The following is a 10,677-nucleotide window of genomic DNA, read 5'->3' on the forward strand; positions in this document are numbered from 1 at the left end:
GCCCGCGAGCGCGGTGGGGCGCGCGGCTCGCGCGGGCCGTGCTGGGCGTCGCGGCGCGCTGCGACGCGGGTGTCCGGCTCGTCGGGCTGCTGGCGTTTCTCGTGGTCGCGCTCGCGTTGTTCGGGTTGACGCTGCACGGCGTGGTCGCTCATCGGCTGGATGCGACCGACGGCCTGGTGAGCCGGCACGGCCGGGCGCTCGCCACGGCTCAGGAGTTGCGGGCCGCCCTGTCCCAGGCGGATGCCGCGGCGGCGGCGGAGGTCTTCGCGCCCGTCGAGCTTCTCGTCGGCAGGGGGGAGCCCGCCGCCGAGCTGCGGCAGCGCTATGACCGGATCAAGAACGGCGGGCTGTTCGAGGCGAGTGTCGCCGATGCCGCCCGTGACGTCCTGGACCTGCGCCGACTCGACCCGGCCCTGTGCGCCGCGGACCCGCCCTGGTCCGGACCCGCGGCGCCGCCGCCCGGACCCGACGGCGCGGGGACCCGGCCGTCGCCCGGGCGGATCGCCTCGTCGTGCCCTCTGGGCGTGCTCGCCGGGGGCATTCCTGTCTACAACGGGATGGTCGAACGGGCCCGGGCGAACAACCGGGCGGGGCTGTCCGTCGGCGAGGCCAACCTGCGGGCCGCCTCGACGATGATGCGCACGGAGATCCTTCCGGCGACCGAGGTGCTCGTCGCCCGGTACGCCGACGCGGTGGACACCGCCTACCAGCAGGCCACCGGCTCGCGGGGCGAATGGGCGATCGTGATCACGGCCGCCTTCGCGATCATCGCGTTCGTCGGCGTCCAGCTGCTTCTGGTCCGACGCACGAACCGACTGGTCAACCCGGGCCTGCTGCTCGGCACCGGGTGCATCCTGGCCACGGTCACCTGGACCGCGGTCGCCTTCGGAACCCAGCAGACCCGTCTCGACACCGCGCAAGACTCCGGGTACCGACCGATAAGCCTGCTCGCCCGATCGAAGACCCTGGCTCTGGAGGCACGGGTCGATGAGAACCTCTCGTTGACGGCGCTCGGCAACGGCACCCGTTTCGACGAGCACTTCGCCTGGGTGACCCGAGGCCTCGGCTTCGACGTGACCGGCGACCGCCTACCGCCCGAACCGGTCACCCGTCGTGGTTCGCTCGTCGTCGCCCTCGACGCGCGCGGGGGGGCCGGGATACCGGCGGGACTCGAGGGCGATCTGCGCTCCTGGCTGCGTATCCGGGCCTCGGTGGTGGCTCTGCTGGCCTCGTCACCGGACTCGGTCGTCGCGGCCGCGCGAGGACCGGGAGACGCCGGCTCCTCCGTTGGGGACCCGCGTTCCTCCGACACGTTCGGACAGGCGGTGACCCGGACCCTCGGGCCGGGCACGACGGCGTTCACCAGCTTCCTCGGCAAGCTCGACGTCGCGATCGACGCCGCCCGGGGCAGGTTCGAAGGAGATGCCCGCCGGGCCGCCGCGGCGTTGCGCGATCTCGAGCTGGCCGGCCCGGCGCTCGTCCTCACCGCGATCGTCGCGGCCGCGGCGGGGATGTGGCCCCGGCTCCGGGAGTACCTGTGAGTCCGCCCGGTCGGACCGGGCGCCGGCACCCCCCCATCCCGACGAGGGGAGTGGGCCCGGTGCTCGGGGGGATCCTCGTCGGCTGCATGGTCCTCGTGGGCGGTACGGGCTGCAGCACCGCCCGTAGTCCCCTTCCGCTGGAGGCCGCCCCGATGCCGCCATCACCGGTGCCGGGCGCCGAGCCCACGCAGGCGTCGGCGGGATCGGCCAACCCGGATGGAACCTGTCGCCGGGATGGCAGACCGCTCCGGTCGAGCGATCCCCCCCTCACCCCGATGCCTCCCCCCGGCCGGATGCCGGTGGGCAGCCGCCTGCGCGCGATCGCGCAGGACCGCGGCTACCTGCGCGTGGGCATCGCCACCGACGCGCCCCCGGCCGGGTTGATGAACTGGCGCACCTTGCGACTGGAGGGGTTCGACGTCGGCATAGCCCGCGCGGTCGCCGCGGCCATCTTCGGTGCCGAGCGGGTCGACAATCATATCCAGTTCCGTGCCGTCACCACCTCCGAGCGGGAGGACCTGCTCCGTTCCGGCATGGTCGACATGCTCGTGGCCACCATGACCATCACCTGCGAGCGCAAGCGGCAGGTCCGGTTCTCCGACGTGTACTACGAGTCGACTCTGCGGTTGCTGGTCCGGGAGAACGCCGGGTTCCGCGGTATCGCCGATCTCGTCGGACGACCGGTCTGCTCGTCGGCGGGGAGCACGTCCAGCGAGAAGCTGGCGCAGCTGCCGGCGCCGGGACCCCGACCGGTGACCCGGGCCCGCATCGCCGACTGCCTGGTCGCGCTCCAGCACGGTGACGTCGACGCGATCGCCGGCGACGATGTCCTCCTCGCCGGGCTAGCCGCCCAGGACCCCGACACGACGGTGCTCGGGCCGAGCGCCTTCGGCGCGGGCTCCGAAGCCGGCGGCTGGCTCGACGAGCCCTACGGTATCGCCATGCCGATCACCGGGGACACGGCGGGAGACGACGAGTTCGTCGCGTTCGTCAACGGCGTGCTTCGCGAGATCATGCTCGACGGAACCTGGTCCCGCCTGTACGACGAGTGGCTGCGACCGGGCCTACGCGTACCCGGCCGCCCCCCGCTGCTCGACGGCGGCCGTCCCTGACCGGGCCGTGAACCGGCGGGCTGTGAACCGGCGGGCCAGGCGAACCAGGCGAACCAGGCGAAGCCCGGGAGCTCCAGGTCTCCGGAGCTCCCGGGGGCGAGCACGAGATCGAAGCCGGCGATTCATGGCGATTCATGATGAATGATGCGCATCCGAGGCCTAGTACCCGAACTCTGATGATTATTACAGTTCGGGTGGTAGACCGGCAAGCCGTGCGCTGGCGTCCCAGAGCTGGTTGCAGCGCGCGACGTCGGTACCGGGTTAAGGAGGCGCTGCTCGCCGCGATCGCCGCCCGGGAGTTGGAGCGGCAAGGCGCCGAGCTCGCCACCGCGATGCGTGGTGGAAGGACGCCCGAGGCGGTACTGCGCATGGCGATGCACCACTACATCACCTGGGCACTGGAGTACCCGGCACGCTTCAGGCTGGTATTTGGCGCCTGGTCGATCGACTCGCGGGAGCTGAGTACTGCGGCCTGACAGCGGCCCACGTCGCGCAGACCATGCTCGTCGATACCGTCACCGCGGCCCAACAGCTTGGTGCGTTGCCCGCAGGTGACCCGGTGCGCGTGGCATCTCTCGTGCGGGCACTCGCGCACGGGGCTGCCGACCTTGCCCTGGCGGGGCATCTCGCCGCTGACGGGAAGGGTCACGCGAGTCCCCAGCAACTCGTCGACGACCTGCTTGACCACCTGCGCACCGCAGCTCAGCGCCTATGAGCAAGGAAGCTACGGCTGAGCAAGGATGTCAACGTCAGAGCAGCGTGCGGGGACGGATGCGGTTCGCCTGGTCGACGAGGCGGACCCGGCTCGCCCGGTCACCGGCCAACCGGGCCATCTCCCGGTAGGTCTCGGCCAGTCCGAAGCGGAGGTCCCGTTCCACCATGACCCGACCGAGCAGGGTCGGTGGCCGGGGCGCATCCGCGGCCGGGTAGGCGGACGAGTAGGTCGTGACGAGGGCCAGGGCGGCGGTGAACAGGTCACGGTGCAGTTCGGCCCGGCGTCGTTCGCCCAGGTCGAGCCTTGGATCGGCCAGTATCGTCGCCGCCCGGTGCAGGGCCGCCGATCCCGAGGCCGCGCGGTCTGGTCGGGTGGCCCGGCCGACGAGCACCCCGATCATGCGGATCCGCGACGCGGTGTAGGCGGCGGACGACGGAGGGACCCGTAGATAAGCGTCGATCTTGTCGGCCGGATCGGTCCGGCATCGGGCCAGCCCGAACGCCGCGCTGGTCGTGCTCGGATCGATGGTGGAGACGACGTCGAACAGGGCTGCGGCCCGGTGCCGGGCCGCGTCACGTTCAGGCGCGGTGCCCGCGGTGCCCGTGGTGGTCGCCATGTCCGCGAGTGCGGTCGCGAGGGCGAGGCGCGGAGCGAGCTCCCCGGGGACCCGGGAGTAGACCCGGTCGAACGCCGCGGCGGCCACGGCCGGTTGTCGTCCGACGAGGGCGTGCAGGCCCCGGTACCAGTCGACCCGCCATTCCCGCGGCTGCTCCGCGGCCGCGTCGTCCAGAGTGCCCGCCGCCTCATGGAGCTGCCCGGCCCGGATCTGGGCGCGGGCCAGGGATAGCCGCACCTCGGTGGTCCTCGGGACGATCGCCGCCAGCCGGGTGGCCAGGGAGGCCGGTTCCTCGTCCGAACCGGCGGTCAGTCCGGGCGCCCATGGATCGTCCTGGTCGATGCGCAGATCGGGGAGGACCTCCCACCATGCGGGGGTCCCGGCGGGCCCCGCCTCCCCGGTGGGATGCCCGACGGCGTCGAACCACCGGCTGGCCAACGGGGGGACCGGCCCCTCCGTTCTGGCCACGATCTCGTAGAGCACCCCCACCAGTTCGTCGGCGAGCTCCGTGGTGCTCTGGAATCGCTGGTCGGGATCGGTCGCGGTGGCCCGGCGCAGGAGCCGGTCCAGGGATTCGAAGTCCCGCAACGGGGCATGGGCCCGGCGCGGCGGCAGGGTGTGCCGGTAGGCGCCGAGGAAGCCCGGGAACCGGCCGAGGACGAGACGGGCCAGGGTCCGGGCGACGGCGAAGATGTCGGTGGTGACCGTGGGCGCGGTGCGCGCGATGCCCGCCGGGCGTTCCCCGTCGTCGTCGAGTTCGGGGGCCCGGTAGCCGGGCGTGGACAGGTATCCCGACACGCGGTCGTCGAGCCGGCGCGCCCCGCCGAGGTCGATCAGTTTGACGTCCTCGGCGGTGACCATCACGTTTTCCGGTTTCAGGTCGCAGTAGACCAGCCCGAGGCGATGCAGATGCCCGAGGGCCGGAAGCACCCGCAGCAGGTAGCGGATCACATCGGCGGCCGACGGCGGAGCCGACCGCCCGTCCGGTCCCGCCACCCCGACCTCGGCCAGGCCGGCCAGGGACGCCCCCGGCACGTACTCCATGACGATGTAGTCCTCGCCATGGTGGGTGACATAGTCGAGGATCTTGACGATGCCCGGATGGGACACCGTGGTCAGGATGCGCCGCTCTCCCTCGGCGATCCGACGCGCCTCCGGGTTCGCCGCGTCGAGCAGGCCCTTGAGCACCACCCAGGCCTGCACGTCGTCGCCGCCGAGGTTGTCGTCGGTCGCGGCATATACCCAGCCGAGCCCGCCGTGCGCGATGACGCCGTGCACGGTGTAGCGGCCGACCCGTTCGCCCGGTCGCAGCTTGACGGTGAACGAGTAGCGGTGGCCGCATCCCGCGCAGCTGCCCTCCAGGGCGACGCTCTCGTCCTGCTCGTCCTGGCCCGGCCGGGCCACGGGCGCGCCGCACCCGGCGCACTCCCGCAGGCCCGTGGGAACGCTGGGCGCGCCCAGGAGGGGCGGGGTCGACCCGGGGGGCGGGCCGACCAGGTGCGGGAGCCGGAGCGGATCACGGTGGGCGCCGGCCGCCGGACCCCGCCGGGGTAGCGCGGTCACCCGGGGAGCCGGCAGATTCACCGACCCGGGTTCCCCGACGATGGGAGGCCCGGCAGGGGGTCTCGCGCTGTCCTCCGTCATGGGCCCCTCTTCGCCGACGGGCACCATTCGCGTGCCGGGTCCACCCGCCACCCCGTGCCGTCGTTCCCCGGTGGGTCGTCCCCGAGCGCCGTCGTCCGGTCCGTTCGTCGCCTTGTCCGTGCGACGGCTTGTCCGTGCGACGGCTTGTCCGTGCGACGGCTTGTCGGAATGGAATGCCGTGGCGCGGTGGATCCCCGTGGTCGGGCGGTGCGCGCTGGTACGTGACCAGCCTGCCATGCGGTCGGGTTGCCCGCCGTGACGGAGCCCGGTTGCGTCGGCTACGGGTTGTTTGGCGGGCGAGTTTGGCGGGCGAGGGCCCTGGGACGCGTCCCACCGAAATGCCGCACCCACGATCGGGTGGTCGAAGCAGGTGCCGACCCGGTCACCGCCGGCGCTCGGCGGCGCGGGCCTTCACGGTCGCGCCGAGGCCGCGCGCGGTGGTTTCGGCACGCTGCTTCAGCGGCCCGAGGGTGCGGCGCAGCCGATCGATCCGTCCCTCGCCGCCGCGGGTGACATCCGCCGCCTCGCCCTCCCCGTAGTCATGATCGGGATGGTCCGCCGCGCTCAGCCGCCAGTAGCCACGGGTCGACAGGTCGGCGCGGTCCAGCCCCGAGGCGAGCAGGTGACGGCGGATCCGGCGTACCGCCGTGGCCTCGCAGGCCACCCAGGCCGCGGTGCCGGCGGGCAGGGGTATGGCCCCTCGACGGCCTCGGCCAGCAGTGCGCCGGGAACCCCGCCGTTACGGTGCAGCCAGGTGACGGTCGTCGCGGGGGTGACCGGGAGAGCCCGCTGGCGGCCGGCGTCGCGAACCTCCGCCACCACGGTCACCGGTACCCGAGTGGGCAGCCGTTCCAGCACCGTCGCCAGCGCGGGCAGGCCGGTCTCGTCGGCGGCGAGCAGGTGGTGCGCGGCCGACGTCCGCACCTCGTATCCACCCCCCGGTCCGGCGATGGCGAGATGGTCACCGGGCCGGGCGGTACGCGCCCACCGCCCAGCCGGGCCCTCGCCGTGCAGGAGCATCTCGATCTCCAGTTCGAGGGCCTCAGCGTCGAACCGGCGCGGGGTGTAGGTCCGCACGATCGGGCGGGGCGCACCCGCCGGGAAGACGGGTCGTCCGTCCGGCCCCCAGCCCGGAACGGTCGGTTCGGTCTGCCCGTCGGCCGGCAGGAAGATCTTCACGTGCTGCGCGGCCCGGGGCAGCGAGAATCCGGTCAGCGCCGGCCCACCGAGCGTCACCGTCACCATGTCCCCGGTGAGCGGGGTGACGCGGACGACCCGCAGCCGGCGCGGGGCCGGCCGGGCGTGCCGCGGCGCGGGCCGGTTCTCCGCCGACGCCGACGGGCGGCCGTCGCGCCCGTCCGGTAGTCCGGTCGGGTGGGGCGTGGATGGCACGGAGGAGTCCGGCCCGAACGTCGACATCGGCTCTTGCGTCCTGCCTCTCGTGACCGCGGGCCGGACTGGTTCTGGCCCGCACGGACGGGCTTCAGGCCCGGGACGGGGCCGTCCCGACCTCCGCGAGCCCGGGTGGCATTCCAGGACGAACCTATGCCCCGCCATTCGGGCGATGACTCGCGGAGGGGCGCGACGGTCGTTCCGTACCTGCCCCGTACCTGCCCCGACAGGATCATCCTCCTTGACAAGGAAAATTTTCGGTAGGACGATGAGGCGCATGTTGGAGGTCGCAGTGATCGATGACCCGGCCGCCGCGGGGGCCGCGCTCGACCCGGTCCGGGCGAGTTTGCTGGCCGCGCTCGCGGAGCCGGGTTCGGCCAGCACCCTGGCCGCTCCCGTGGGGCTGTCACGTCAGCGGGTCAATTACCACCTGCGGGCCCTGGAGCGTCACGGGCTGGTCGAACTCGTCGAGGAACGCAGAAGGGGCAACTGCACCGAGCGCGTACTACGGGCGACGGCGGCCTCCTATGTGATCTCGCCGACCGCGTTGCCGGCGGTCGCCCCGGATCCCGGCCGGTCGCCGGATCAGCGCTCTGCCCGATGGCTGCTCGCGCTCGGTGCCCGGCTGGTGCGGGAGGTCGGCGACCTCATCACCGGTGCCACCGCTGCCCGGCAGCGGCTGGCGACGTTCGCGATCGACAGCGAGATCCGATTCGCTTCCGCCGCGGACCGCGCCGCGTTCGCCACGGAGCTCGGGGAGACGGTTGCCGCCCTCGTCGGCAGGTACCACGACACCACCGCCGAAGGCGGGCGCTCCCACCGTTTCGTCATCGCCCTGCACCCGAGCGTCACGCGGCCCGAGCGGGTGGCTGTCGGATCCGATGCGGGGTCCGATGCGGGGGAGGACGTCCTCGGCCTTGGCACCGCCGGTCCCACCGGCACCGACAGTCCCACCAACGCAGCCGGCCCCACCGGAACCGATGGCCCCACCGCAACCAAGGAGAACTAGAGATGTCCCGTGAGTTCGAGATCCGCCGCGAGGGCGTGCTGCCCACCTCCCCGGAGGAGTACTGGGACGCCGTGACCACCGGTAACGGCGGATGGCTGTGGCCGATGGAGTTCGAGCCCCGGCAGGGTGGCGCAGCGCCCTTCGGGGGCACGGTCACCGTCTGGGACCCGCCGCACCACCTCGTCACCCGGGTGGAGGGTGCGGACGGCTGGTTCAACCAGCTGGAACACGTGATCGAGGGCCGGGACGGCGGCATGACCTCCTTCCGCTACGTCCACAGCGGGATCTTCGTCGACGACTGGGAGAATCAGTACGACGGCGCCAGCCAGCACACCGACTTCTACCTGCACACGCTCGGCCAGTACCTGCGGTACTTCAGCCGCCGGCCGGTGACCTACGTCGCGGCCGACGCGCCGGCGTCCTCGACCGCGCCGGACGCGTTCGTCCGGCTGCGCCGCGAGCTCGGCGTCGCCGACGAGGTCGGCCAGGGCGACGCGCTGCGCGTCACCCTCCCGGGCATCGACCCGCTGGACGCCGTGGTCGACTACCTGCATCCCCACTTCCTCGGCCTGCGGACCGGCGACGGGCTGTACCGCTTCTTCGGCCGCAACGCCTTCGGCGCCCCGATCGGCATCGCCCTGCACCTGTTCGCCCCCGGCGCCGACCAGGCGAAGACCACCCAGGCCTGGACCGACTGGCTGCAGGACGTGTTCGCCTAAGCGCCTTTCCGTCGATCCCCGCCGTTTTGTCGATCCCCGCCGTTTTGCCGATTTCCGCCGGCTCGTGTCGGGCCGGCACCGGCACCCGGTCAGGGATGACGGTCATACTCCGAACGCCCGTGCCAGCCGCGTCAATCCCTCCGTGATCTCCACCGGCGGGTGCGTGGTGAAGGACAGGCGCAGCGTCGCGGGGTCCGGCGGCCCCGCGAAAAAAGGAGCACCGGGAACGTAGGCCACGTCGTGCTCCACCACGCCGGGCAGCAGGGCGGTGGCGTCGTGACCGTCGGGGAGGCGGGCCCAGACGAACATGCCGCCCTCGGGCCGGTTCCAGCTGCTCCCGGGCGGCAGTGCCCAGGCGAGCCCGTCGAGGAGCGCGTCGCGGCGTTCGCGGTAGGCGGCGCACATCCGCGCGATGTGCAGGTCGGGGTCGGCGTCGGCCAGATACCGGGCGGCGGCGGCCTGATCGACCGTGGAGGTGTGCAGGTCCGCGGCCTGCTTGGCGATCACGCAGGCCCGCCGCAGCATGGCCGGGGCCCGCAGCCAGCCCAGTCGCATCCCTGGGGCCATGATCTTGGAGAAGCTGCCGAGCAGGACGGTGCGGTCGGCGGCGTCGGCGAACGACGCGATCCACGGCTCCCGCGTGCCCTGGAAGCGCAGCTCACCGTAGGGGTCGTCCTCGACGATCCACAGGCCCTGCTCCGCGGCCACCCGGGCGACGGCCGCGCGGCGCGCCGCGGACAGCGTCCGACCGGTGGGGTTCTGGAAGGTCGGCACCAGGTAGAGCAGCCTGGGACGCTCGCGGGCCACCGTCTCCGCCAGCCGGTCGGGGAGGATCCCGTGCTCGTCGGTGGGGACGGGCACCACCCGGGCACCCGCGAGGCCGAGGCACTGCAGGGCAGCCAGATAGGTCGGATCCTCCACGAGGACCGCGTCACCCGGCTCCACGAGCGCCGCCGACAGCAGCGTCAGGGCCTGCTGCGAGCCCTTCGTGATCAGCAGGTCGTCCGCTCGGGTGGGCAGGCCGCGGCGCGCCAGGCGGTCCGCGACCGCTTGGCGCAGGTCCGGGTCGCCCTCCGTGGCGGAGTACTGCAGCACGCGCCGCGGCTCCTCGGCGAGCACCCGGTCGTAGGCGCGCCGAATCCCGTCGGCGTCGAAGAGCTCGGGAGCGGGTAGACCGCCGGCGAAGGAGATCACCTCCGGGCGGGCGGTCAGCGCGAGGATCTCCCGCACTGGCGAGGTGCGCACGGCGCCGGCTCGGGCGGCGAGACCGGGCACCGCAGCGGCGGGTGGAGCGGCGTTGGTCATGGCGGCTCCTCGAACTCCTTCTCCGGGTTCTCCCCGACGTACACGACCACTCGCCGCCAACCGCCGGGACGGCCGTACAGCGGCGTTCCAGCATGTGGACTGTGCTTCCCGCATCCTGGACTTTCTGGCGATCATAGCCATCGGCGCCGGCTCACGTGGCCGCCCGCGACTCCGAGCAGGCCGAGCAGCACGTTCACCAGGAATGGGGATGGCAGAGGTCATCATGCCCCTTCGTCTCGGGCGCAGACGATGTCTCCGATCGGGCTGGTTGAGGGGGCTGCTTGTGAACAGGCACCGAACGCCGACGGCGTGGGTAAGACGTCCGCACGGAGAAAGCCAGACTGCGGACCTGGACGGAATGGCGACGGGGAATTCTCCTGTCGCAGTGGTTTATGCGGAACTCATGGAACAGAAATAGAGCGCCCGGATCGCAGAGAATGCCTGCCGGCTGGACCACGACCTCGACGGTCGCGATCGGGCGGGAGATGATCAGGGGAGCGTGTCGGACATCGAACTGATACAGTCCGGCGGAGTCGAGTGTCGTCGACTCTGAGTGTCGCGCTGGTCGCCGGGAGTCCGGTCGCCCGGCACCGGCCAGGGTTCCTTCCCGGGAGACTTCACCGG

10 protein-coding genes are annotated in these 10,677 nt (G+C 72.6%); 6 read left to right on the forward strand and 4 right to left on the reverse strand.

The features are described 5' to 3' along the window. The 4 genes from AC08OQ_RS12645 to AC08OQ_RS12660 form a co-directional block, all read left to right on the forward strand. On the forward strand, positions 1-1,541 hold a 1,541-nt coding region (locus AC08OQ_RS12645; protein WP_476612064.1), incomplete at its 5' end, for a hypothetical protein. 293 nt (positions 1,542-1,834) lie between these two features. Continuing rightward, on the forward strand, positions 1,835-2,653 hold the full coding sequence (locus AC08OQ_RS12650; protein WP_476598838.1) for a glutamate ABC transporter substrate-binding protein: 819 nt from the start codon (positions 1,835-1,837) through the stop codon (positions 2,651-2,653). Positions 2,654-2,829: 176 nt separating this feature from the next. Beyond that, positions 2,830-3,129: a hypothetical protein gene (locus tag AC08OQ_RS12655; RefSeq protein ID WP_462188686.1), complete on the forward strand. Its 300-nt coding sequence runs from the start codon at positions 2,830-2,832 to the stop codon at positions 3,127-3,129. 23 nt (positions 3,130-3,152) lie between these two features. Beyond that, a complete protein-coding gene (locus tag AC08OQ_RS12660) occupies positions 3,153-3,368 on the forward strand; it encodes a hypothetical protein (protein WP_462188687.1) in 216 nt (71 codons plus the stop codon). Positions 3,369-3,402: 34 nt separating this feature from the next. Here AC08OQ_RS12660 and AC08OQ_RS12665 read toward each other — a convergent pair whose 3' ends face one another. From AC08OQ_RS12665 to AC08OQ_RS12675, 3 genes are all read right to left on the reverse strand, one after another. Next, positions 3,403-5,628 (reverse strand): serine/threonine-protein kinase, encoded by a 2,226-nt coding sequence (locus AC08OQ_RS12665; protein WP_476598835.1) that lies wholly within the window; start codon positions 5,626-5,628, stop codon positions 3,403-3,405. Between the two features lie 382 nt (positions 5,629-6,010). After that, complete coding sequence (locus AC08OQ_RS12670; RefSeq protein WP_476598833.1) at positions 6,011-6,292, reverse strand: SIP domain-containing protein; 282 nt, start codon at positions 6,290-6,292, stop codon at positions 6,011-6,013. Beyond that, positions 6,193-7,047 carry a siderophore-interacting protein gene (locus AC08OQ_RS12675; RefSeq protein WP_476598832.1) on the reverse strand — a complete coding sequence of 285 codons (855 nt, stop codon included), beginning with the start codon at positions 7,045-7,047 and terminating at the stop codon, positions 6,193-6,195. Before AC08OQ_RS12675 ends, AC08OQ_RS12670 begins: the two co-directional genes overlap by 100 nt. 250 nt (positions 7,048-7,297) lie before the next feature. Between AC08OQ_RS12675 and AC08OQ_RS12680 the strand changes: the two genes are divergently transcribed. Continuing rightward, positions 7,298-8,029: an ArsR/SmtB family transcription factor gene (locus tag AC08OQ_RS12680; RefSeq protein ID WP_462188690.1), complete on the forward strand. Its 732-nt coding sequence runs from the start codon at positions 7,298-7,300 to the stop codon at positions 8,027-8,029. A 2-nt stretch (positions 8,030-8,031) separates the two neighbouring features. Further along, positions 8,032-8,748 (forward strand): SRPBCC family protein, encoded by a 717-nt coding sequence (locus AC08OQ_RS12685; protein ID WP_476593981.1) that lies wholly within the window; start codon positions 8,032-8,034, stop codon positions 8,746-8,748. 102 nt (positions 8,749-8,850) lie between these two features. On the opposite strand, the gene AC08OQ_RS12690 is transcribed toward AC08OQ_RS12685, so the two are convergent. Beyond that, positions 8,851-10,053 carry an aminotransferase-like domain-containing protein gene (locus AC08OQ_RS12690; protein ID WP_462188693.1) on the reverse strand — a complete coding sequence of 401 codons (1,203 nt, stop codon included), beginning with the start codon at positions 10,051-10,053 and terminating at the stop codon, positions 8,851-8,853. Between the last annotated feature and the right edge of the window lie 624 nt (positions 10,054-10,677).

This window comes from Frankia sp. CcCS3, from assembly GCF_977927575.1.

Excerpts from the sequence above, each read along its gene's own strand:
- AC08OQ_RS12690 (WP_462188693.1), bottom strand. The coding sequence starts at position 10,053 with ATGACCAACGCCGCTCCACCCGCCGCTGCGGTGCCCGGTCTCGCCGCC.
- AC08OQ_RS12650 (WP_476598838.1), top strand. The coding sequence starts at position 1,835 with ATGCCGGTGGGCAGCCGCCTGCGCGCGATCGCGCAGGACCGCGGCTAC.
- AC08OQ_RS12665 (WP_476598835.1), bottom strand. The coding sequence starts at position 5,628 with ATGACGGAGGACAGCGCGAGACCCCCTGCCGGGCCTCCCATCGTCGGG.
- AC08OQ_RS12675 (WP_476598832.1), bottom strand. The coding sequence starts at position 7,047 with ATGTCGACGTTCGGGCCGGACTCCTCCGTGCCATCCACGCCCCACCCG.
- AC08OQ_RS12660 (WP_462188687.1), top strand. The coding sequence starts at position 3,153 with ATGCTCGTCGATACCGTCACCGCGGCCCAACAGCTTGGTGCGTTGCCC.
- AC08OQ_RS12680 (WP_462188690.1), top strand. The coding sequence starts at position 7,298 with ATGTTGGAGGTCGCAGTGATCGATGACCCGGCCGCCGCGGGGGCCGCG.
- AC08OQ_RS12685 (WP_476593981.1), top strand. The coding sequence starts at position 8,032 with ATGTCCCGTGAGTTCGAGATCCGCCGCGAGGGCGTGCTGCCCACCTCC.
- AC08OQ_RS12655 (WP_462188686.1), top strand. The coding sequence starts at position 2,830 with ATGATTATTACAGTTCGGGTGGTAGACCGGCAAGCCGTGCGCTGGCGT.